Below are 22,513 nucleotides of genomic sequence, written 5' to 3' on the forward strand. Positions count from 1 at the left end.
TAGACATGGCGCTCGTCGGCAAGGCTGCGCGGCTGCGCCGTCTGGCATGCAGCCGGCTTGCACTGCGATGTTCCTGCAAGCTGGCGAACAACTCCACATCTCCAATGCGAGTTCGGTTGCACCTCATGCGAACCGAGCCACATAGCCTGAGTTCATTCCCTATGGACGCTTGCGCTGCTCGTGGAGACCTGTATCGCCAGCCTACGAGGCCGATAGGGGCCGATGCCGCCTTGGCGCGAGAGCGCAGCGCATCCACGATAAGCGAGAGCATGGCCATGGGGCTAACGCCGTCGCGGTCCGGGGCCAGGGTGAATAGTCTCGGATAAACCAGAGGATAGTGACTTCGCTACATGCCTGGGCTAAGATTCGGCTTCCTGCCAATGGGGGTAGGTAACGTAAGCGGTCACTGCTCCGTCTTCGTGCGAACGGATCGTTACTCGATCCCCGTCCTGCATCGCGATAATTTCGCCTGGTCCTGCATTGAACGTTTCCCCATTGCTAGTGACCGATAACCCCCCTTCAAGGATTACCATCGTGTCATGTACTGCAATAGTCGTTTCGAGGATTTGGTTTGGTCCGTATCGCCCAAAGCCGACGGTTACCGGTCCACCATGGCGTTGGTCCAGGACATTGCCGGTAAAGATGTCGGCCTGCTGCCCTGGTGAACGCTCGAAAGACGCATCCGCGAGGGCAAACTTGTAAACTGTCACGATTTTTCTCCATCGCATCGAGATCGCTTCATCGTCAAAACGGCCCGATGACTGTCCGGTTCCCTCGCTCCGAGATTACGACTGTCGGGCGCTTTTGGTGATTTCAAAGCTTCAGTTGGCTTCTAACCGTGACGAATCAAGAAGTTTCGCGTCAAGCTCACAGCTTCGTCGAGGTTAGTTTCCAGCAGCCAATGGCCGCCGTCTAAAAAATGCAATTCCGCGTCGGGCAAGTCTCGCAAATATGCTCTTGCTGATGCTTCAGGCATGTAGCCATCTTGCGGCCCCCAGATTATCAGAGTTGGCGGCCGATGGTCTCGAAGATAACTTTGATATCGAGGAAACCAGTCTAAATTGTCCTTTAATCCAGCGATGATATGGGCCGATATATCTTTCCGTCGATCGGTCATTAACGACCAATGCAGCATCCAAAGATCGGGCGCAATCGCGGCCGCCAGTTCTGGTCGAACATCGTTGAGGAATTCACGTTGGAACTCTTCCTTGGAGATGCCCTGCCTGATTTCTGCAAAGCTATTCTCAGGGTTTTTTTCCCAGATTGCTTTCAAGGTTGAATATTTTGGCCCCAAAACATCTTCGTAGATGTCGCCATTCTGGATGATCAATGATGCGATTGAATCGGGGCGACTGATGGCGAACCGTAATCCAATCTGTGATCCGAAGTCATGGAGATACAGGGTGAATTTGCTAAGTCCGAGTTTCGCCGTGAAACGTTCCAGAAAATCAGTGTAGCCGTCAAAGGTGTAGTCGAATTCCTCTGGCGTATCACTGTAACCGCAGCCAGGAAAATCCGGCGCAATTAGCCGCCACCTGTCAGCCAGCGGAGGCATGTAGTTGCGAAACTCATAAGATGAACACGGATAACCATGGGGAAGCAGGATGACCGGCGCGTCTCTCGGCCCAGCCTCGCGATAGAAAATCTTGATGCCATCTAGGTTCAGTTCTTTGTGATGTACAAGCCCGCTTGTCATGCTTCTTCCTTCTTCATTGAGGACATCGATGGCCTAATGGGAAGGTTCGCGATGGGTTCCGTTCACTACTGACAGAATGGATCGTGAAATTTATGAGGGCGGTAAGCCCACCCCCGGCCGCTCGATCATCCGCCTGACGGACGCAATTTCCAGTGACGTGCGCATCGATAGCAAGAATTTTCTCAAAGCGGGCAAATCTTCACCGATATCCGCGAAGCGCAGATGATCTTTCGGGACCTATTCTAAAGCCGCAATCCGCACATCCCGGCCAGGCGATTACAGGACCAATCGTCACCCATGGGCACGCGACAGCTTCGCAAGCCCGCCAGCGTGTCGGCGAGCTTTTAGAGGGTGTCGGTCTCTTTACGTCTCGATGGCCCGATCGTTTTCTGCACGAATTTTCCGACAGCCAGCGCGGGCACGTCTCTTGCCTGGGCAACGGCCAACGGGAAGCGCTGATCTATTCAAACCGTAAAAGTACCGGATATATTTTCTAACTGTGCAAATGTGGAGGTCAGCAGAGTCACATCGTGTAGTATGCTCTTCAGGACAGGATCGATAAACGCATCACTCCGATGCCATCTCGACGTGCAGAGGTTGATGATCCGACCCGTCAGCCTCCGCATCAATGTGGGCAGCCTTGACTCGCTTGGCCAAGCCAGGCGTCACGAAGCAGTAGTCGATACGCGGACCAATACCAGCCTGCACATCCTTGAAAAGCGTGACGCCAGAACGCTCATCATGACCGGCAGCAACCCATGCGTCGACGAAAGTTCCGAAGCCATTTAATCGCTGCGTTTCGCGGTTGGGTATCGCTGACATGGGACCCACGATAAGATCGTATTCGCATTCTGTGCTTTCGAGATTAAAATCACCGAGTAAGATCGCTTCGGTGGGAGGCGCAGGCAATAATTTTTCGTTCCAGCCATTGGTCAGATTGACACCCGAGTCGACGGAGCCTTCAGAAGGAGCGTTTTGGTTGACCTCAAGCAATCGCTGGATTTGTATGCCACGTTGACGCGGTGACAGGTGACAAAGGTGGGTTGAATAGACGCGTATTAAACCCAGCGGAGTTTCTATCGTCGCTTCAATCGCACCACGCTGAATGCTGTGCTGTTCCAGCGCGCCGAACTTTGGATAAAGATGATTTCTCACTGTCAAAATCGGATAGCGCGATAGGATCATATTGCCAAACTGGCGACGGCGATTGTCTGCCGCTCCATCCTGAAGGTAGCCCCCTTTCAGGATATCTATTGTCGCGCCAAATGCGACAAAATGATTGGGCAATAATCGGGCAAGTTCTGCGGGCTGATCAACATTGCCTGACCTGTCCCAAAGCCGTTCCACCTCCTGAAGCGCGATGATATCGCCGCCCCTGATAGTGTCCGCAATTTTTTCGATGTCGTATTGCCGGTTGCGTCCGAGACTAAACTGTATGTTGTAAGAGATGATTTTCATTTTAACTTGCCTATTTTTCGGATTCAACCAAGCCACGGACGAACCAGCGCTGCAGGACCAGAACTACGAGCACGGGCGGAAATGTAACGATGAGGGCCCCGGCCATGGTGATACTCCACGGCGCCTCCGCGTCGGATGATGGCAACGACTTTGCAATACCAATCAGAGCGGTAGTCATCGCCGGGTCGGTGGTGATCAACAGTGGCCAAAGATATTGATTCCAACCGTAGATAAAAACGATGACGGACAATGCAGCAAGGGGCGTGCGAGACATGGGTAAGAGGATGCTCCACAGAAACCTGATCGGGCCGGCGCCGTCGAGTTGTGCGGCCTCGCAGAGCTCAGGCGGGATTGTCATGAAGAATTGTCGGAACAGAAATGTACCTGTCGCTGATGCTATCAGCGGCAAAATCAATCCTGGATAACTATCAAGTAAGCTCCATTCCGCAGATATCGAGAAATCACGTCCAAGGATCATCGATATCAGGGCATTCAGTCCGGTGACATGGCTCAGCGAAATGACGGGATCAAGAATGTTGGCGGCCACGCTGTAAGTTGGTCCGATACGAACCTCAATCGGCAACATCAGCGTTATAAAAATTGCGTAGAAAGCTATCATTCGGAAGCGGAAGCGGAAATAAACAATAGCGAAAGCCGATAGGATCGATACAAAAAGCTTCCCGACGGTAATTCCAGCCGCCATGATTAACGAGTTAAATAGCTGTCGACCCAGATCGCGGTTAATCCATGCGGCCTCCAGATTTTGGAACAAGGCCGGGCCTGGGATGAGCTTTGCGGCATCCCGTTCGCTCCCCGGAGGCATCGAGGCCGCTATGAATGCGTAGTAGATTGGGAAGCAGACAGCTGCGATACCGATGATGAGGATCACGCCGCATGCATGGTCAAAGGTTCGGGTGTTCTCGATCATGGCTGTTACCGGTACGATATGCGTTTTTCGATGTAAGCGAACTGGATGAACGTGAGCCCACCGACGATTACCATGAGGATGACTGATTGCGCCGCCGAGCCCCCAATATCGTGCGATTTGAAACCATCAAGATAGACGCGGTACACCAATGTCATGGTGGCGCCGCCTGGTCCTCCAGACGTAATTGCATCAATCAGCCCGAACGTTTCAAAAAATGCATAAACGACGTTCATCGTAATGAGAAAAAATGTCGTGGGCGCCATCAGTGGCAACACAATTGAAACGGTCCTGCGGATCACGCCCGCCCCGTCGATGGCAGCGGCCTCCAGAAGTGACTTAGGAATGGCTTGAAAACCCGCAAGAAAGAAGACGAAGTTATAGCTGATCTGTTTCCACGCGGCGGCCCCGACGACCAACCAAAATGCCTGAGTGCCATTGAGCAGCGGGTTCCAATCCCAGCCTGCTGAAATCAGAAGATTGGCAATGGCCCCGTATGTGGGATGAAACAGAAAGAGCCACAAAATGCCTGCGATCGCGGGGGCAACTGCATATGGCCAGATAAGGAGAGTACGGGTGAGCATTTTCCCGCGGGTGGTGCGGTCTACAATGAATGCAAGTACGAAAGCAGTTCCCATCGATAGAACGGTTACTGCAACTGCAAAGGCGACACTGTTGTAGATCGCCTCATAGTACTCCGCGTTGCCCAAGAGATAGTGGAAGTTTTCGAAGGCGACAAATTGTGATGATTGGCCAAACGGGTCAGTGATAAAGAACGCCTCTTTTACCGCCTGACCGGCGGGCCAGAAAAAGAAAACAATCAAGATAATCGCTTGCGGTGCCAGTAAGATATAGGGCAACATTTTATGGCCGTTGAACGTACTTGACCCATCCATACCGTCCGCTCCTCCCGTAGCTTTTCATGATTATGCCTTGGGTGTACCTCGTAAGGGCGTACTAGCCAAACGACGTGTTTTCACAACGGCTATGAAGGAATCCTCATGTTGCGAATCCTGGCTCAAACCTCCTTAATCTGAACTGTTGCCACCGTCCCGCTCGTCGTAAAGCGCTTGGGCAACAGCAGCGTGCTTTAGTATCCAGGATTTGAATGCAGCAACTTTCGGGCGCTTTTCTGCGCCGGAAGCACAGACGAAGTGATAGACTAGCGGCGAGGGAACCGACATCTTGGAAAGCTTTACCAGTCTACCCGACGCCAATTCATCCGTGATGTGAGCACTTCTGACAAGCGCTACACCCTGGCCCGCAACGGCCGCTTCTATAGTCATGGCCGTGTCGGGAAATCTTGGTCCTGAGGATGGCACCACGTAGTCGAAGCCGAGTTTTTCGAACCAGAGCTCCCATCGCGGCACGGCACTATTGCCAGATCGCAAGATCAGCGGATAACGCAGAATGTCCGAGGTGTTTATGACTTCACCGTACTGCCCAATCAATTTCGGACTCGCGACCGGAAAGATATACTCCCGAAGCAAGGGCTCGGCGTGAAGAGGATAATAAGGGCCAGTTCCCAAACGAATTGCGACATCGATGTCTTCAACGTCAAATCGCGCGAGTTGGTCTGTCGTTGATATCCAGATGTTCACATTGGGTGTATTTTCGGAGAACTCGGGCAACCTTGGAAGCAGCCATTTTACTGCGAATGATTGGGTGAGACTGACCCTCAATGGTTCAACCAAGTCCGGGCTGCGCAAATCTGCGAGCGTATCTTCCAACGAGTTCAAAAATTGCCTGACGATGGGGGCAAGCTGCTGACCAGCAAAAGTAAGCGACAGTTTTCGCGTCCTGGTGAAAAGAGGCATCTGCCACAGGTCCTCCAAATGCCGCAACTGATGGCTGACCGCGCTCGGGGTGATGTTCAGTTCATTCGCGGCGGCTGTAAAACTGTTGTGGCGCGCAGCAGCTTCAAACGCGCGCAACGCCGCGGCGGGTGGGAGATGTACAACCAACTTTTTTCCTCGTGACTACATAGATGAACAAACGCTCAACAGAGTGCTGAATCCTTTTCGTTTGTAAATCAAGAAATTTTGCTGCCACGATTGGGGCTCGCACCACAAAACACACAAGGGGGAAGAAATGTTTTTTCGAGTTGTTAGAATGATGGCGCTGGCATTGGGCGTCTGCCTTGCATATGGCGCGCGCGCAGAGCCGATCCAGATCCAATGGTGGCATTCGCATCCATCCGACAGCCTGATCGGTAAGACCATGGAACGCTTTGCCGAAGAATTCAATGCGAGCCAAGCTAAATACCAGGTCGTTGCCACTTACAAAGGCACATACTACGAGACCCTGAATGCTACGATCGCCGCCTATCGGGCAAAAAAACAACCGGCCATCACTGAGGTGCTCGGCAACCTCACGCTGACCATGATGCTTTCCGGTGCCATCGTACCGGTTGAAGATCTCGTCAAGGAGAGCGGATACCAGATTGATTGGGCGGATTTTATCCCCTCGGTCTTGAATATATATCGCGATCCGTCCGGAAAGATCGTCAGCATGCCCTTCAACGCATCGGCGCCAATTCTTTGGATTAATCGAGACGCCTTCGACAAGGCCGGTATTGAAGGATCCCCCCAGACGTGGACAGAAGTCGGCGAAGCAGCACGTAAACTTAAGGCTGCCGGATATCCCTGTGGATTCACAGTTTCATGGCAGATCTACAGCCAAGTAGAGGCCTACAGTTTTGCAAACGATATTCCCTTGGCCACCGAAGCCAATGGCATGGATGGCTTCAACGTCAAACTACTGTTCAACAAGACAAGCTTGGTAAACCACATTTCCCAACTTCAGGATTGGGCCAAAGAGGGTATTTTCACATACACAGGGCGGAGTTGGCAGGGCGCCAACGAAGCGTTCTACAGTCAGAAATGCCCGATGTTTATCGAGTCGTCAGCCGGCCTTGGTGGAATTACCACCAACGCAAAGTTCAGATTTGATGCCGCCCCTTATCCTTCCGAACCGGGTGTCAAGCAGCTGAACACGCAAGTTGGCGGCGGTTCTATGTATGTGATGAAGGGGTTTTCGCCGGAAGTCTACAAGGGCGTAGCTGAGTTTTTTGCCTTCCTTGCAACTCCGGAGAAACAATTTGATTGGCACGATAAGTCGGGCTACGTGCCCATCACCAGAAAGGCCTACGAATATGCATCAGAAAAACAATACTATAAGCAAAAACCAATCCAGGAAATTGCCATTAAACAACTCTTGCGGGGTCCCCAAACCGACAATAGCCGCGGATTTCGCATAGGCGATTATGGAAAGATCACAGATATCTTGGATGAGGAACTTGAAAATATCTGGTCTCAGAAGAAGACGGCGCAACAAGGCTTGGACGACGCGGTGCGAAGAGGCGACGAAGTAATTCAGCGCTTCGTAAGGGCTGCAAGACTTTAGATTTATAGAGAATGGCCAACAGGTGACGGCGACTTTATCCGTCAACAATGGCCTTGTAGGGCAAGCACGGGCTTGCCCTGCAATTGTTTCAGAACGGCCGCGGAGCCGATTTGAATGAGCGCACCACGGTACAATCCATGGTCGACATCGTTGATGATCTCATCAAATGACGGTGGATCGCTTGTACGTGAGTAAGTCCGACTGTGGTTGCTGGAGATACGGTGGCCGTCAGGTCATTTTTTGACGCAGCGCTCGGTAAGACTGGACCAGGCGCAGTGACCTTTTATGGCCGTTGGTAAGCGGACCTGCGTTTCTTGCAAGCTGCTTTGCTGCAGAAATATTGTTCCGGTTCTTTGGACCCACGCATCTTCGTCAAGATGAGCAATCCCTCATAGAGCTTGTGAAAACACAGCGTTTGGCTCCCTGGTGTTTGCCAGCTAACCACAGAGGTCAGCCACAGCTAAGGAGCGAAAAAGGTGGAAGGGTTACGTACGTTCAACCGCGAACATCAGAGGTCATATCCTTCAAACAGGGATTACTCAACTAAACCCAGGCGTAACGACATCTGTTCAAGCAGCGCGCCGACGGGGATCAATCGATGGTCGAATGACTGGGTGGCTTCGCCAAACTCAGATCCAAGGCTTAAACCCACAAATTTATCATTCAATTCAATCCAGGTATTCGACAATCAGCGGCGCCGGTTCGAGATGTCGCCGGAGATAGCTACATGATTACAGTATTCGGCTCCATTAACGTCGATTTCATCACCAATACATCGCGTTTTCCAGAGTCTGGCGAGACCGTCCAGGCAAAGTCCTTCAGCACTTCTCCCGGAGGCAAGGGTGCCAATCAGGCGCTGGCCGCGAGACGGTGCGGGGGAACTGTTTCGTTTGTAGGCGCCATCGGGGGCGACAGATACGCTGCTGAGGCCACCGCTGCGCTCGACCACAGCGGGGTTTCGCTCGCGCATCTGCAGACCGTCGAAGCGAGAACAGGTGCAGCTTTTGTTACAGTCAATCAAATGGGAGAAAACACAATTGTCGTGGTGCCGGGTGCCAACGCACTTGTTGATCCGAAACGGCTGAACGTCCAAGCGGGTGACATCTTGCTGATGCAGTTTGAGATCCCGCTAGCTGCCGTAGTTGAGGCAGCAACACAAGCAAAGCGGGCAGGGGCCATGGTGGTTCTCAATGTTGCGCCGCCCTTGCCACTGCCTGATGAACTTCTCGAAGCAGTTGCCCTCCTGATAGTGAACGAAGGGGAGCTCGCAATCGTTGCTGGATCATCGGCAGGGTCGCTGAGGGACAAGGTGGCCGCCCTTAGCGCTGCCTACGATCTCACCATTGTCTGCACGCTTGGAGCTGCCGGTGCATTATTGGCTCACCAGGGCACGATGGTCAGCGTTCAAGCACCACAAATAAGAGTAGTTGATACGATAGGGGCCGGCGACGCGGCGATTGGTGCGTTTGTCGCTGCGCTGCAAGCTGGAAACTCTCCCGAACTATGTCTGGAATTGGCTGTTGCGTACGGCAGCGCAATCTGCACTGTTGCCGGGCCACAAGCGGCGCCGCGCTCCGGGCTGGTTCAAGCGTTGCGTCACCAGACACGGCACACAATCAGACGGGAGCAAGCGGTATGACCCCTCTCGTTCTCGGTTGTGTGATGTGTGCCGCTGTGATGCATGCCTGCTGGAATGCAGTCCTTCGCGGGGGACGCGATCCACTTTGGTCAATGACGTTGATGATGATGACCATTACAGTCGTGGCAGGAATTACTCTTGTCTTTGTACCTTTGCCGAATCCCGCCAGTTGGCCTTATGTCATAGCGTCAGCGATCATCCACATCGGCTATAACCTATCATTGGTACGCACCTATCGTTCCGGGGATCTTGGCCAAACTTACCCCGTTTCCAGAGGTTCATCACCCGTTTTAGTCGCATTGGCGGCCGCCTTTTTCGCCCAAGAGAAACTCGATATGGTGTCGTGTTTTGGCGTTGCATTGGTCTCAGGCGGAATTCTTTCTTTGGCTTTCCAAGGAAGGAAGATGCGCAAAGATTTTCTGCCCGCGGCTCTAACAACAGGCGTTCTTATAGGTGCGTATACCGTGGTTGATGGGATTGGCGTGCGGCTCTCCGGCAACAGTGTTTCGTACACGGCCAGCATGTTTTTCCTATGGAGCATTACCATGCCGGTCATCTTTTTCATATTACGGCGAAGGCCTCCAACTTACACCAGGAGCCAAACCGTTATGGCGATGACGGGGGGAGTCGTTTCATTGTTTGCCTACGGAATCGTAATATGGGCCATGCAATATGATGCGATGGGTGTAGTCTCCGCTTTGCGGGAAACCAGTGTCCTCTTTGCGGCCCTACTTGGAAAGTTCTTTTTAAAGGAGACCCTGACGATACGCCGAATGGCTTCATGTTTCGCGATAGCTATTGGAGCAGCATGCTTGGTTCATTGATCTATGACCGCAAGGATACTGCATATGCTGGCCCACCGTCGTTCGAAATCCGGCACATGGATCGCGGCGGCCTTGAGCGCTGCCTCCAGATTTTCGCGGTTCTGCACGCCTGAGGGCGGATAGCCGGTTTTCACGGCGAGCAAGGTCGCGGCCGCGCCGATCGTCGCGAGAAATACGCCGGCAATGAGGCCGCGGCCGCCGAGCTCGGCGATCACAGGCTGTGTCAAAACCACGACATCTGCATGTTCGCTCTTCTCAAGGCGCTACATCACAACACCCACGCCGGCGAAGAATGCATCGATGCGAAGGCCAGTCTTCGCGGTGAACGTTCCGCAAGCAGAACGCTCCTCCTCTTAGACCATGCGAAGCCTCAGCGCGTTCTGGTATTCGTCAAGGTCTATCGCATTCCGCGACGCTCCGGTTTCAAAAGCTGCCCGCACGACGGCAGGTGCAACCTCACTCAACAGCCGGGGATCGAATGGCGATGGAATGATATAGTCTCGACCAAACGAGAGATCTTTGCCGTGAATGCGCTTGACGCTCCCTGGCACCGTCGCGCGAGCAAGGTGAGCAAGAGCGACCGCGCACGCAATCTTCATCTCGTCGTTGATTTCTCTTGCTTTCGCATCGAGCGCTCCCCGGAAGATGTAGGGGAAGCAGAGAACATTGTTCACCTGATTGGGATAGTCGGATCGACCGGTTGCAACAATCGCATCGCTGCGAGCCTCAAGAGCTTCCTCCGGGGTGATCTCGGGGTCTGGATTTGCCAAGGCAAAGATAATTGGATCATTGCCCATGGCGCACACCATCTGTTTCGTCAGGGCACCCTTGACAGAAACCCCGATGAAAACGTCGGCTCCGACCAGCGCCTCTGGCAATGTTCTTGCGGAGGTCTCGACTGCCAGTTCGGACTTCCAGCGGTTCATACCATTTTCGCGACCGGACCAGACGGTCCCCTGTGAGTCGCACAGGATGGTGTTTTCCGGACGAGCACCCATCGCATGCAATAGTTTTAAGCACGCAATTCCAGCAGCACCGGCGCCGTTGAGCACGATTTTAGCGTTGTCGATCGTCTTGCCGGCGAGCTTCAGCGCATTTATCAAACCGGCGGCACAGACAACAGCCGTTCCGTGCTGGTCGTCGTGAAAAACCGGGATGTCCAGTATTTCCTTCAGTTGCTCCTCAATCAGGAAGCATTCAGGAGCCTTGATATCCTCCAGGTTGATGCCGCCAAACGTCGGCTGCATCAAATGGATCGCCTTGACCAGCTCGTCGACCTTTTCCGAGTCGAGCTCGATGTCGATGGCATTGATATCCGCGAAGAGTTTGAAAAGCGCAGCTTTGCCTTCCATCACAGGTTTGGAAGCAAGGGCGCCGAGATTACCGAGACCGAGGATTGCCGTACCGTTCGAGATGACTGCTACCATGTTCCCTTTTACGGTATAATTGTAAGCAGCGTCAGGGCATTTTGCGATGGCATGAACCGGGTGAGCCACGCCTGGGCTGTAGGCCAGCGACAAGTCGCGTGGTGTCCTCAACGGCTTGGAAGCGACGATTTGGAATTTTCCAGGGCTGGGTTCGCGATGATACGCAAGAGCTTCCTCAGCGGTGATATTGATCTTGCTCATCGTGATAACTCCGAAAAATAGATAATGATCTGGAATGGCTTTCATCGTGCCCGGCTGAAGGGGGCCGGGCGCGATGGGATGGCTGACCTACCGTATCGCCTCCAAGCTCAGGCAGGCGACGGGGGCCTGTGGAGTTACATGAAGCGGTCAGCGCCGCCGGACGCCTCGATTGTATCGCCGGTGACGAAGCCGTTCCTGTTGGAGCTCAGGAATGCTGCAATTGCTGCAATTTCGCGAGCCGAGCCAGCTCGGCCAACTGGAGTGCATTCAGCGGAGATGCGAGCAATCACGTCGTCATCCGACAGATCCGCAAAGTCTGCGCGCGCCCGGCGAACCGCAGGTACCATATTATTCGCCCAGTTGTCAGTTGCCACCGCGCCAATTCCGATCGCGTTCACAAGGATGCCGTCCTTTGCAACTTCCAGCGCAAGTGATTTAGTCAGGTTGTTGATGGCTCCGCTCAGGACGTGAGAAACGAAGAGCTTAGGATTGGGGTAGATACCTCCGATAGAGGACATATTGACAATACGGCCCCATTTTCTCTTCTGCATATGGGGAATTGCCGCCTTGCAAAGCCGCCTCATGGAGGTCAGCTTGACGCCAGTCATATCTTCCCAGTCTTTATCCGTCGAAGTCAGGAGCCCGCCGGCGTGAGCGCGCCCAGCATTGTTGACCAGGATATCGAGCCCGCCGAACGTCTCGATAGCACGATCGACGATGAGCTGAGCTGATTGCGGCTTGGAGACGTCTGCGGCCAGGGCGACGATGTCGCTGGCACGGCCAGCCGCCGTCAATGCGAGCTTATTGGCCGCGTCCGCCAGCCGCCCCTCGTCTCTCGCGATGATCAGCACACGAGTGCCATTGGCCAGAAGTTCTTCCGCAACCGCAAAGCCGATCCCGGCGCTTGCTCCGGTCACGACTGCTGTCTTACCTTGGATTTCGAGGTCCATCTTACATCTCCTTATTGAATTAGGTTCATCAGTTGGGCAGGGGCTTGCCGCGGGTCTCCGGCAAGAACCAAAGCGCAAAAATCGCGACGACATAGAGAAGGACCATCGAGAGGACCGTCATGTGGTAGCCGCCCAAGGTCGAAAACAGGAAAGCTGTCATGATCGGCAAAGGGAACGAGACCAGCCGGGCGAGATTGAAGACGATGCCTGAGGCGGTTGAGCGGATTTTCGTCTTGAAGAGTTCGGGCAGATAGATCGGCATCCAGGAAAAGACGCCAAGCGTAAACATTCCTAGAATAAAGACCGAGACCAATGACCACGTCAGCGTTTCGGGCACAAAGGCTTGGATCACGCCTGCAATGATTGCGCCACTAAACATGATCAGCATGTAAGGCTTGCGACCGATGCGATCGGCGATGAAGCCTGCGGATATGTAGCCGACAATGGATCCGCCGTTGTACACGAGCGCACTCATGGATGCCCATGAACTTGCAGTCAGACCTTCCTTTGCCGCGAGGGCACCGATATAGGGGCCGATAAGCGCCGATATCCCGTAAAATACAGATACGGTTACAGCTGCCATTACCAAGGTGGCAACTGCGCGCTTCAGTCCTTCCGGGTCGCCAAAGAGCCTAGTCAGGCCGGATTGGTGTTTTGCTGATATGGTTTCACCAGACGCCTGCTCACGGACTGCCTCCAACCAAAGCTTCGACTCCGGGACCTTCCGGCGGATGTACAAGAGAAGAAATGCGGGCAGCACGCCAATGACGAACATCAAGCGCCATGCTTCCGGTCCCCAATGTGGCTGGATCCACAGCCACAGGCCGGCGGCGAGGAAAAATCCAAAACCGTATCCGGATTGCATTATGCCAAGGGCTTTGGCGCGTGATCGATCCGGCCAGGTTTCAGCCACAAGTGCGGTTCCGGTGCTCCACTCAGATCCCAGAAACATGCCCGTCAGAAAGCGCAGAGCGATCAGTATCGTCCATGTAGGGCTGAACGCGGTCAGCGCCGTCAGCGCAGAGTAGCCGACGATCGATATCATCAGCATCTTCTTGCGGCCAATACGGTCTGCCATGATGCTCCCGATCGTGCCGCCTGCGGCCCACCCCAAAAGAGTGGCGCCGATGGCGATACCAACCGCCATCCTGATTTCTTCGGGTGTTGGATTGCCCAGCAGTGACATAGCGGCAACGCCGCCCACCAAAATCAGGGTACTGGTTTCAAAACCGTCGAACATCCAGCCGATAAAGCTGCTAAAGAGTGCTCGTCGTTGAACAGGGCCTATGCTTTGAACTTGTCGTTCGCTCATTTCATCCTCCATCATGAGCCTGCAGACGACGAGATTTCCTCCGGCGACAGCCCCTTGAAAGGGCTGCTCCAATCCGTCTATCTATTATTGTGAATTCGCTCGAAGTCACCCGAGCGGTTTAGTCCGGCGCCCCGGTGCGCATACGACGATTGAAGATCGGCAGAGCCAAGCCGAATACTTCGAACCGCGATAAGATCAGAAGCAGGAAGCCGGATGCGCCTGCGCGGTTCAAACGTCCGACGTCCCCAGATAAAAGCGCTGCCCGTTCATCCTGGGAGAACGGCATCGTCTGGAGGGCAGCTTCGGGCGATGTCAGGACACGCTTGCGGAACTCCTTGTCATGAAGAATGCGCCGGCAAAGGGTATGGATGAGATAGATATTCATCGCTCGCTCCTCGCGTCCCAGGCTGCGAAAGCATTGCCGAGCTGCGGCTGGTCTATCATGATCGTCGGAGCGGAAGGTTTGATCGTTCCCAGCGCGATGATCCAGTTGAGAAGTTCACCGGCAACATTGCCTGCCTGCAGCATGCGCGGCTCGCTCGCCTGTGAGAGGATTTCATCGTACCGCACCCCTCTGATCTCTTCGAGAATCCATGCTGCCCAGGCCGGGTCGGGTACGCCGAAGGTCTTGTCCACCTCCACTCTTGGGCCTCCAATTTCCAGGCTGAGAGAACCGCTTGTGACAATCACAACGCGCGCATCTTTGTCCCAAGAGCGGATTGCCTCAGCCAGCGCGCGGCCCAAGGCAAAGCAGCGTTGCGCGGCAGGGAGTGGCGGCACGACACAGTTTACAAAGATGGGCACGATCGGAATATGCATTTTCGGAGTAAGGAAATGGAGAGGTACGAGCGCGCCGTGGTCGATTTCGAAATCGACTGTGGAAGAGAAATCGAAGCCCGCGCCTATTAAGCTCGACAAGATATGTTTGGCGGCGGTGGCCTCCACCCGAATGTTGTACCAAGGCATTCCAGGGGTCTGATCGTTAGGTCCAGCCGTCATCTCGGCAGTGCCGATGGCAAATGTTGGCCAATTGTCAAAGAAGAACGTGTTGAAGTGATCGTTGTTAACCGTCACAATAACATCCGGCTTCGAAGCCTCGAGATGGTTACGAATTTCCGCAAAATAACGCACCGCCTCCGAATTCTCGCCGTCGCGCTGTGCGTCGGCGACAAAGCTCGGTGTGTGTGGGACGGCATACACTGCCACAAGTTCAGCCACTGCCTTCATTCTCCTTCATCGCGCGAGCAAGTGTCCGGCCATTGGGACCGCTTCATTGAAGGGTGACGGTATTGTCTGTTTCGATCAGAGACTATGGCGAGGATTTTCAGATGTCTGAAAATGTGAATGGCGCGTCGACCTGATCGCCCTTAACCCGGCCGTCAGCTAGGGCGGTCGGCGCTCGGGCGGCCGAACGGTTGAACTTTATTGACCCACTGCAGCACGTATAGGGTTTTTGCAGATCGAACGCGCGGCCTTGACGTACCTGCCGCTGGAGTTATCAGGAAATTCTTTGATCAGTTCGGCAAGCGCACGCACCGCCTTATGGAGAAGCCCACCGCACGCTTCATGGGATGCAAGGTCTATGCCGATCTTTAGTGCCCATGACAGGGCGTTCTGCGTGCGGGCTTGTTCCAGTTCGTCCCAAAGGTCAGCAATTGTCGCCGACGGCGATCCAGCCAGATGAAATGCGGCGCGGCGAAATTCGACATCCGCCCAGCACGGCTCGGCATCTGTTTCTTCCAGGAGGATAGTTGATATAGGCAAAAGCGGAGTTTTATCCCACGCATTTCGCTGCACGGCGAGAAGAATGTCGCTGAAAAGGTTCGAGTATTTTGGATGAAATCCGGCTCTGAAGACCGCTTCGACCAAGGATGAGAGTTCAGATGAAGGAACGACTTGTCCACTTTCCATAGTCGCCCAAGTGTCGAAAACCGCGGCGTAGGTGTCCCAAAATCCCAATCCATGCTGGCGGGCTGCATGCCGAAGGGCAGCGACCGCGCGCCGCACCGCCTCGACGTCGCCCTCAAGGCCGTGGACGGTGCATTCTCCTTCTGCAAGCGCACAACATAGAGTATTGGCATGATCGAGTTGCATCGCTTCCGACACGGCACGATCTGCAACGTCTTTCGCCTCATCGACGCGTCCCAACACCCATAGCGTACGCGCGAGAAACGATTTTCCGGCGACGCTTTGGTCGAGCCCGAACCGAAACCTCTGTGGCGGCAGATTCACCTGAAACCAATGAACGCTTCGCTCGAGAAGTTCACGTGCAAGATCGTGATTGCCTGAAAAATGTTGCGACACTCCGGCAATTCGTTCCGCAACCGCCACCGCCTCGTGATCACCGGCATCGAGTGAACACCGCAGCATTTCCCGCGAATGGTCCAAGGAGGCCTTGAATCGACCGGATCTAAGGTTGACAAGCCACAGACCATACCTCGCCTGGAGCTCGATCTCGGAAGCTCCATATGTCTGCGCCAGATGAAGCGCCCTTTGCCACGCGCCATCCGCCTCTGAAACCGGTCCCACAGCCCAGCTAAGTGCGGTTCCCAATGCTGCCTGCAGAGCCATCTCCTCCCTGGGCGCCAGAGAATTCGCAAACCGCTCAAGCGCGTCCGAGATACGATTTCGGCATTCGTCATGGAGCGATAGCTGCACCCAGTACGGTGTGGCACATGCCAGAATACTGGTCCCGACCTGCATATCGCCATGGGTGGAAAATGACCAGTCGAGCGCGCCGCGGAGGTCGTCGATGATTCCGGCGTGGGTTGACCGCCACTCATCCGTCGAAAGCGTCTTCCAATCTTCGTTCGCATGGCGAGCAGCGGTCAAGATCTGGGCGGCATATTGTTCCATTATGCATTTCAGATCTGCATCGTCCGCCAGCTTCTCCAACGCGTAAAATCGAATGGACTCAAGAAATCGATAGCGCGGCCGGGTCTGGCTCAGATCGAGCACCAATAAGGACTTGCTAACCAGCCGTCCCAGAATGTCCACCGCATGCCATGGATCGCTGTTTTCCGGCGTCGCCACCGCACGGACGGCGACGACATCAAAGGGTGAGGAAAACACCGATATGCGTCTGAGCATCAATTGCTCGTCCGGATCCAGCAGATGGTAGCTCCAATCAACGGTCGCCCTGAGCGTTCTGTGCTTGGCAAGGGCAGTCTTGCGCCCAGCCGTCAGCAGGTTGAAGCGGTCATTCAACGCTGCCAGAACGCCACTCAGGCCAAGTGTTGCGACGCGGGCTGCAGCCAACTCCAAAGCCAACGGCAATCCGTCAAGTCGATGGCAAATGGCGTTGGCCAACTCTACATCGATTTGAAAGGTCTGCACATTGGCCGAAGCGCGTTCCACGAGAAGCTCGAAGGCCGGAAATTGCAGAGCAGTTTTGATATCGGTGATATTTTGCGGCGGCACGGCCAACGGACCAAGCCGATAGACCTGCTCTCCGCTGATCCCCAGTGGTTCCTGGCTGGTCGTCAAGATCTTGATCTGCGGTGCGTTTGTCAGCAGCGCTTCGATTGCTTCGGCGATCGCGTCGGACAAATGTTCGCAATTGTCGACGATGAGTGTGAGTTGACTTGACTGGCTGCCACAAAGAGCCTGCCTGACGTGGTGCATGTCCAGACTGGGGATCAGGAGTGCGTTTGCGAGCGATAGCTCGACGAGCTGGGCGTCGGAGATTTTGGCCATCTCCGCCAGCCGCACATCATGTCCATATCGATCAGCGAGGCGCTGAGCAAATTCGAGTGCGGATCTGGTCTTTCCGACGCCTCCAGAACCAACGATTGTTAGAAGGCGAGACTTATCGAACAATTCGCCAAGTTCCAGCAGCTCTGTTTGTCGGCCGAGCAGTGGGGTCAGCGGAATAGGAAGCGCTCGCGTTACCGCCTTGTCGAGCACCGGTTCGGGGGCTGCCTCGTGGTTCTGTTTCTCGACAAGCCGATATCCGAGACCAAATTCGGTTCTGATCATATCCCGATCGGAGCCAAGAGCACGTCTTATGGCTGACATTTGTGCTTGCAGGTTGTTTTCTTCGACGACAACGCCGGACCAGACGATTTCGAGGAGATAGTCTTTTGTAACAAGCTCGCCCTTGGCCCTTACCAGGAGCCATAAAATGTCGATTGCTCGCGGGCCAATCTCGATCTTGATTCCGTTGCGCATGAGAATACGCAGGCGTGGAAAGATCCTGTAGCGGCCAAAATCGGTGCCCTCGTCATCTCGGTCGGAGACCTGGGTGTGAGAGGGGGTCTTTGCGGCCATAGGTCGTCCCTCCTTCGCCAATTGCTATAATTAGATAGCTGCCAATCAGCACCTTCGCAACTTTCTGAAAATGCGGCTCCCCCGATTACCGAAACCAGCCGACAGAAAATCAATCAGGTCACGCGCCGCCATCGGCAGGTGCTTGCGGGAAACGTAAAGGGCGGTGGCTGAGCCACCCGAGAGCAATTGCCGGTCTCTCATTCTTCGAAACGACCGGCTCGGCATTCTCAGGATCACATAGGCGTTAACCTCGAACACCTTTCCGTCGGCGCCATCGGAGGGTGGGCCGAGGCCCGCGCCCAGGAGCGTCACGGACTTAAGGTCTCCTGTCCGACGAAATACTGTATCGCCACAGGATATGCATTTTTGGTCGCGAGACACAGTAACTGTGTCACGCATAAGAACCAACTTCGCATTGCCGCGATCGATAGTTCGGTGAAGCCACGCAAATCACATAGAAATAGCGCCGCCTCCAACGATTCGACCTGACCGCGACGCATTCTGCCTCCAGGAATGCGTTGCGCGGTGGTGGCGCCGCTACAGGTATCGAGCAAAGTCAATTAGGTTCTACGCAAAGTGCGAAGATCGCAAGCATTGCGCAGCGAGGGCACGATGCGGTCGAGGACTGCGAGTTCAGTCTGGGTAAACCCGGAGCTTTGCAAGTGCAAAAAGACACCACTCTGACTGCACCGTCTACACTGCATAGCGGGAGGAAGACGTATTCGACGAGGCAACGTTTCGCAAATAGATCTGTGTGCACCCAAGAGGGGCCGCTGGATCATCAAGCTGCACAATGATCTTTTTGCAGGTCTCCATCACGCGTCGTGAGGGGCTTTCGGCAAAGCCACGCGAAACTTCGATCCCGTGTTCCCGATCACGGATCTCCACCGGCTCATTGGGCGCCCCGGCGATGGTATGACCAAGGATATCTGGATGAAGCATCCGCAGATTAATCGTCATATGATCGATTGGCAGGCCGACTGCCTTGAGCCGCAAGCCTAACCCAGAAGCGAGACCGTATCGTCAATTTCGTGACATTCATCTCCGGCCAAGCACTTTAATGAACCAATATTTAGGCCGGTTGGTCGGCCGATGACCGCTGCGGGTTTTCTGATTGTATTTGACACTCGCCACCTTCACGGTCGTTGCCAACGGCGATCCTCGCCCTCTGCGATTTCCAGCGGCGTTGAGTATGCACTGTTCGAAAGGCAAGATGTGTCAAGTCCCCTCCATATTGAGGAGTGAGTGTCCCCAATGGCGATTCCTGATGATCGTCAACTGGAAGAAGATCGGGAAGGACTGGAACGGTGCGTCGGAATCAACCTACCCGTGCAGCCACGACGTCCGACCTATCAACTATCCCACCGAGTTGCCACGCCGGCAAGTCCCGCATCGTATGAGGTCTAATCCGTTTCGTCTTCTTTCCAGCGTTTGACGAATGGCAGGTTTATGTCGAAAAGATCAAGCGCTCGTCCTACCGTCTGATTGACCATGTCGTCGATGGTGATTGGTTTGTTGTAAAACGCCGGAACCGGCGGCATGATGATGGCGCCATTGCGAGTTGCTTGATCCATCAGGGCTATATGTCCGGCGTGCAGTGGCGTTTCGCGGAGCAGCAGGACGACGCGCCGGCGCTCCTTCAGGCAAACATCGGCGGCGCGCACGATCAATTCATCATTATAGCAATTGGCAATGCCGCTCAGTGTCTTTACCGAACATGGCGCGACCAGCATGCCGGCGGTGCGAAAGGACCCGGACGAAATTGCCGCGCCAATATCGCGGTAGTTGTAGAGCTTGTCGCCGAGACCGCGAATTTCTTCGGCACTCATGTCGAGTTCGTCAGCGGCGGTGCGCAGTGCCGATGGCGATACGATTGCATGTGTCTCGACGTCTTCGACATCACGCAGGAGTTGCAACGCGCGAACGCCATAAATGACCCCGGAGGCGCCGGTTATGGCGATAATCAGACGGCGCATGACTAGTTCGCCGCCTCTGAAGCATGCAGCGCCGAGCGGGCGGAGTGCGCCACGTGCTCCTCGGCAGCAGCCTTTGCAGCAGCCTTGTCGCGTTTTGCAATGGAAGTGACGATTTTTTCGATCTCGGCAATGCTCTGGGCCCGTCGCTCCGGGCGCACTACGGAACGCCGGCGCAGCGGGGACGTCAGAACGGTCAGCTTGCTCAGAACGCCGAACGCAATAGGATTGCGCGCTCCGGTGCAAATGCGGTCATAAAAATCGCGTTTGCTGGCCACAATTTCCTCGGCATTGCCGTGCAGGTAAGCTTCCTTCAAACCCAGAAAGTGTGCTTTCAAGGCTTCGACCTCTGAATCAGGAGCATTCTCGATGAACTGTTCGACAATCAAGGGTTCAAGCACGCCGCGGATGCGGTAAATATTCTCCGCGTCTTCCGAAGTCACTGTGACCACGGCAAGTCCACGATTATTAAGGTCGGTCAAAATGCCTTCCGATTGCAATTGGCGCAGCGCTTCCCGCAGCGATGTGCGGCTGACATTGAGCTGCTGGCACAGATCTTTCTCAACGAGACGCGTGCCCGGCTCCAGCAATCCTGTCTCGATTGCCCGCCGCAGCGACTTGATGATCTTGTTCCTCAGAGGCGCAGACTCGTGTGTCAGCGGACCAAATGGTTCCATGACCGGATCGTTCATATTTCCCTCGCAATGCTGCTGCCTGCGTTTGTGTTGGTTGCCCCGAGCGCCAAGTCCGATCGGCACTCCGGCTTATCAGAATCGAGCGATAGTCGCCTGATTAGTCTGTCTTTTCAATATCGCGCGCCGGTGTTTCAGGTTTCATACCGCCCTTACGCCGCGAAAAGGTGTTTTCTCCGTTGGAGCGCCAGTCGCCGGCAACAGCCTTGGCGGCAAAGTCACTCCAGACATCGCTCCAGTCGCCAAGTGAATAGCCGTGCCATGGCGGCTGCGGCGATAGCGGAGGCAATTGCAGGTTTTCCCAGATCTCGCGGGCACGCAGCATGTAAGGTTCCGCGGGCAGGGCGAGCGGGGGCATGGGTGCCTTCAGCGTGGCATCGATGAGCAGCGTACCTTCGGCGTTCCTGCTTGCCGATTTCGGACCGTGCCCGCCGGAACGGTAGGGAGTGACGTGGACGTCGTCGATCATATTGGCACGGTATGCGAGTGACCAGAATACGGCATCGGCATTGCGGGAGTCTATATCGTCAGAGACGGCGATGACGATCTTGCCGCACTGAGCCTGGAGCATCGCCGCGCCTTGCAGACCACGCCAAATTTCCGATTGAGGCGCGCTGCGGTCGTACTCAAGGAAGATCACCTTGCGGATGTTGGTTAGCGGCTCATGCATCACCACGCGCTTGATGCCCTTGATGTTGAGCACCTTCTTCAAATGGTTGAAGAACAGCGGCTCATAGGCGACGCGCTTGAGAACGCTGGATTCGCTTGGGGTGACCTGACTGACGATCGAGACAAGCACGGGTTTGCGCTTGCGGGTGATCGCCGTCACGCGCATCGACATATTGAAATCTTCAAGTGCGACGTGGCCATGGCTTTCGCCAAAGGGACCCTCCGGCTCGAGGAGTTCGGTATCAATCAAGCCCTCAATAACGATTTCAGCGTCGGCCGGCACTTCGAGGTCGATAGTCTTGCACTTGACGATCCGGACGGCCTCACCGATGAGGCCGCCTGCAACGCCAAGTTCATCCTGATCAATAGGCAACTTCTGCGGCCCGGTGAAAAGCACAGCTGGGGCACAACCGATAACAATGGCGCAGGGCATGGGTTCGCCGCGCTTTTGATACTTCAGCCAATGCTGATAACCGCCGGCACCCGACAGGCGGCTTGCCATGCGCACGCCGAGCCGGTCTTCGGCTTTCAGCGCGGCGCGATAAGTGCCCATGTTGCGGATGCCGTTTTCCGGATCGCGCGTGACACAAAGCGTCGCGGTAAAATAGGGGGCACTGTCGAAGCCGGGTGTCGATACCGGAACCGGCAAGCTGCCAAGGCCCCGGCCCTCGAGCTTGAGATCATCGCCCGTGATGACGACTTCCTGGCACGGCGCGTCCTCGACCATGACAGGATTGATGGGGTTTTCCATGGCGTTGACCCAGACATCTCCTATCTCGTCCACGGGCACGCCGAGCCCGATGGCGTAGATCTCAGGCGAAGCGGCGAGGACGCCGACTGCAACCGGAATATCGTATTTCTCGCCCTTCGCATCTTTGACGTCGGTGAACAGAAAGCCGCGCCGCTGCGCTTCGGGCAACCCGCCCTGGAACTGCCAGCGCGCCAGCGGATGCAGTTCGCTATCCTTGTCAATCGGCACCTGAATTCGCGTCAGCAGGCCGCGTTCGTCCAGCCTTCCGAGATGTTCCTGCAGGTCCAGTGGAGCCTTGCGCTTGTGCGTCGTCATGTAAGTT

Annotated in this window: 18 protein-coding genes and 1 pseudogene; 3 read left to right on the forward strand and 16 right to left on the reverse strand. The window is 55.0% G+C overall.

What is annotated here, in order from left to right; translation table 11 throughout:
• Nucleotides 1-359 precede the first annotated feature (359 nt).
• The 6 genes from CU100_RS14565 to gcvA form a co-directional block, all read right to left on the reverse strand.
• The gene (locus CU100_RS14565; RefSeq protein ID WP_106717348.1) at nucleotides 360-710 is read right to left on the reverse strand and encodes an AraC family ligand binding domain-containing protein; all 351 of its coding nucleotides are present in this window, start codon (nucleotides 708-710) and stop codon (nucleotides 360-362) included.
• 122 nt (nucleotides 711-832) lie between these two features.
• On the reverse strand, nucleotides 833-1,696 hold the full coding sequence (locus CU100_RS14570) for an alpha/beta fold hydrolase (protein WP_106717349.1): 864 nt from the start codon (nucleotides 1,694-1,696) through the stop codon (nucleotides 833-835).
• 567 nt (nucleotides 1,697-2,263) lie between these two features.
• Nucleotides 2,264-3,154 carry an endonuclease/exonuclease/phosphatase family protein gene (locus CU100_RS14575; RefSeq protein WP_106717350.1) on the reverse strand — a complete coding sequence of 297 codons (891 nt, stop codon included), beginning with the start codon at nucleotides 3,152-3,154 and terminating at the stop codon, nucleotides 2,264-2,266.
• 10 nt (nucleotides 3,155-3,164) lie between these two features.
• Nucleotides 3,165-4,082, reverse strand: a complete 918-nt coding sequence (locus CU100_RS14580; protein ID WP_106717351.1) for an ABC transporter permease subunit — start codon at nucleotides 4,080-4,082, stop codon at nucleotides 3,165-3,167.
• A 5-nt stretch (nucleotides 4,083-4,087) separates the two neighbouring features.
• Nucleotides 4,088-4,975, reverse strand: a complete 888-nt coding sequence (gene ugpA, locus CU100_RS14585; RefSeq protein ID WP_106717352.1) for a sn-glycerol-3-phosphate ABC transporter permease UgpA — start codon at nucleotides 4,973-4,975, stop codon at nucleotides 4,088-4,090.
• Between the two features lie 132 nt (nucleotides 4,976-5,107).
• On the reverse strand, nucleotides 5,108-6,043 hold the full coding sequence (gcvA, locus tag CU100_RS14590; RefSeq protein ID WP_106717353.1) for a transcriptional regulator GcvA: 936 nt from the start codon (nucleotides 6,041-6,043) through the stop codon (nucleotides 5,108-5,110).
• Between the two features lie 148 nt (nucleotides 6,044-6,191).
• On the opposite strand from gcvA, the gene ugpB reads away from it, so the two are divergent.
• The 3 genes from ugpB to CU100_RS14605 all read left to right on the forward strand — a co-directional run bounded on the left by ugpB (nucleotide 6,192) and on the right by CU100_RS14605 (nucleotide 9,947).
• The gene (gene ugpB, locus CU100_RS14595; RefSeq protein ID WP_170113843.1) at nucleotides 6,192-7,484 is read left to right on the forward strand and encodes a sn-glycerol-3-phosphate ABC transporter substrate-binding protein UgpB; all 1,293 of its coding nucleotides are present in this window, start codon (nucleotides 6,192-6,194) and stop codon (nucleotides 7,482-7,484) included.
• A gap of 727 nt (nucleotides 7,485-8,211) precedes the next feature.
• The gene (locus tag CU100_RS14600) at nucleotides 8,212-9,123 is read left to right on the forward strand and encodes a ribokinase (RefSeq protein WP_106717355.1); all 912 of its coding nucleotides are present in this window, start codon (nucleotides 8,212-8,214) and stop codon (nucleotides 9,121-9,123) included.
• The gene (locus tag CU100_RS14605) at nucleotides 9,120-9,947 is read left to right on the forward strand and encodes an EamA family transporter (RefSeq protein WP_106717356.1); all 828 of its coding nucleotides are present in this window, start codon (nucleotides 9,120-9,122) and stop codon (nucleotides 9,945-9,947) included. The genes CU100_RS14600 and CU100_RS14605 overlap by 4 nt, the downstream gene beginning before the upstream one ends.
• Here CU100_RS14605 and CU100_RS14610 read toward each other — a convergent pair.
• The 10 genes and pseudogenes from CU100_RS14610 to CU100_RS14670 form a co-directional block, all read right to left on the reverse strand.
• Nucleotides 9,941-10,180, reverse strand: coding sequence for a hypothetical protein (locus tag CU100_RS14610; protein ID WP_106717357.1), 240 nt, complete (start codon nucleotides 10,178-10,180; stop codon nucleotides 9,941-9,943). The genes CU100_RS14605 and CU100_RS14610 overlap by 7 nt on opposite strands.
• Before the next feature lie 129 nt (nucleotides 10,181-10,309).
• Nucleotides 10,310-11,575, reverse strand: a pseudogene (locus CU100_RS14615) (malic enzyme-like NAD(P)-binding protein); the annotation flags it as partial.
• Between the two features lie 134 nt (nucleotides 11,576-11,709).
• Nucleotides 11,710-12,525 carry an SDR family NAD(P)-dependent oxidoreductase gene (locus tag CU100_RS14620; protein WP_106717358.1) on the reverse strand — a complete coding sequence of 272 codons (816 nt, stop codon included), beginning with the start codon at nucleotides 12,523-12,525 and terminating at the stop codon, nucleotides 11,710-11,712.
• A gap of 28 nt (nucleotides 12,526-12,553) precedes the next feature.
• Nucleotides 12,554-13,837 (reverse strand): MFS transporter, encoded by a 1,284-nt coding sequence (locus CU100_RS14625; RefSeq protein WP_170113844.1) that lies wholly within the window; start codon nucleotides 13,835-13,837, stop codon nucleotides 12,554-12,556.
• Between the two features lie 118 nt (nucleotides 13,838-13,955).
• Nucleotides 13,956-14,222 (reverse strand): hypothetical protein, encoded by a 267-nt coding sequence (locus CU100_RS14630; protein ID WP_106717360.1) that lies wholly within the window; start codon nucleotides 14,220-14,222, stop codon nucleotides 13,956-13,958.
• The gene (locus tag CU100_RS14635; protein ID WP_170113845.1) at nucleotides 14,219-15,055 is read right to left on the reverse strand and encodes a DODA-type extradiol aromatic ring-opening family dioxygenase; all 837 of its coding nucleotides are present in this window, start codon (nucleotides 15,053-15,055) and stop codon (nucleotides 14,219-14,221) included. Before CU100_RS14635 ends, CU100_RS14630 begins: the two co-directional genes overlap by 4 nt.
• 204 nt (nucleotides 15,056-15,259) lie before the next feature.
• Nucleotides 15,260-18,106, reverse strand: a complete 2,847-nt coding sequence (locus CU100_RS14640; protein ID WP_106717362.1) for a winged helix-turn-helix domain-containing protein — start codon at nucleotides 18,104-18,106, stop codon at nucleotides 15,260-15,262.
• 1,403 nt (nucleotides 18,107-19,509) lie between these two features.
• Nucleotides 19,510-20,082: a UbiX family flavin prenyltransferase gene (locus CU100_RS14660; RefSeq protein WP_106717366.1), complete on the reverse strand. Its 573-nt coding sequence runs from the start codon at nucleotides 20,080-20,082 to the stop codon at nucleotides 19,510-19,512.
• A gap of 2 nt (nucleotides 20,083-20,084) precedes the next feature.
• Nucleotides 20,085-20,771: a GntR family transcriptional regulator gene (locus CU100_RS14665; RefSeq protein WP_106717367.1), complete on the reverse strand. Its 687-nt coding sequence runs from the start codon at nucleotides 20,769-20,771 to the stop codon at nucleotides 20,085-20,087.
• A 100-nt stretch (nucleotides 20,772-20,871) separates the two neighbouring features.
• A complete protein-coding gene (locus CU100_RS14670; protein ID WP_106717368.1) occupies nucleotides 20,872-22,506 on the reverse strand; it encodes a UbiD family decarboxylase in 1,635 nt (544 codons plus the stop codon).
• Nucleotides 22,507-22,513 lie beyond the last annotated feature (7 nt).

Source organism: Phyllobacterium endophyticum (assembly GCF_003010935.1).
In the GTDB taxonomy this organism is placed as follows: Bacteria; Pseudomonadota; Alphaproteobacteria; order Rhizobiales; family Rhizobiaceae; genus Phyllobacterium; species Phyllobacterium endophyticum.

What these genes read in the sequence shown, in the direction of transcription:
- CU100_RS14570 (WP_106717349.1), bottom strand. Translation starts at nt 1,696, where the DNA reads ATGACAAGCGGGCTTGTACATCACAAAGAACTGAACCTAGATGGCATC.
- CU100_RS14575 (WP_106717350.1), bottom strand. Translation starts at nt 3,154, where the DNA reads ATGAAAATCATCTCTTACAACATACAGTTTAGTCTCGGACGCAACCGG.
- CU100_RS14580 (WP_106717351.1), bottom strand. Translation starts at nt 4,082, where the DNA reads ATGATCGAGAACACCCGAACCTTTGACCATGCATGCGGCGTGATCCTC.
- ugpA (WP_106717352.1), bottom strand. Translation starts at nt 4,975, where the DNA reads ATGGATGGGTCAAGTACGTTCAACGGCCATAAAATGTTGCCCTATATC.
- ugpB (WP_170113843.1), top strand. Translation starts at nt 6,192, where the DNA reads ATGATGGCGCTGGCATTGGGCGTCTGCCTTGCATATGGCGCGCGCGCA.
- CU100_RS14600 (WP_106717355.1), top strand. Translation starts at nt 8,212, where the DNA reads ATGATTACAGTATTCGGCTCCATTAACGTCGATTTCATCACCAATACA.
- CU100_RS14605 (WP_106717356.1), top strand. Translation starts at nt 9,120, where the DNA reads ATGACCCCTCTCGTTCTCGGTTGTGTGATGTGTGCCGCTGTGATGCAT.
- CU100_RS14620 (WP_106717358.1), bottom strand. Translation starts at nt 12,525, where the DNA reads ATGGACCTCGAAATCCAAGGTAAGACAGCAGTCGTGACCGGAGCAAGC.
- CU100_RS14625 (WP_170113844.1), bottom strand. Translation starts at nt 13,837, where the DNA reads ATGAGCGAACGACAAGTTCAAAGCATAGGCCCTGTTCAACGACGAGCA.
- CU100_RS14630 (WP_106717360.1), bottom strand. Translation starts at nt 14,222, where the DNA reads ATGAATATCTATCTCATCCATACCCTTTGCCGGCGCATTCTTCATGAC.
- CU100_RS14640 (WP_106717362.1), bottom strand. Translation starts at nt 18,106, where the DNA reads ATGGCCGCAAAGACCCCCTCTCACACCCAGGTCTCCGACCGAGATGAC.
- CU100_RS14660 (WP_106717366.1), bottom strand. Translation starts at nt 20,082, where the DNA reads ATGCGCCGTCTGATTATCGCCATAACCGGCGCCTCCGGGGTCATTTAT.
- CU100_RS14665 (WP_106717367.1), bottom strand. Translation starts at nt 20,771, where the DNA reads ATGAACGATCCGGTCATGGAACCATTTGGTCCGCTGACACACGAGTCT.
- CU100_RS14670 (WP_106717368.1), bottom strand. Translation starts at nt 22,506, where the DNA reads ATGACGACGCACAAGCGCAAGGCTCCACTGGACCTGCAGGAACATCTC.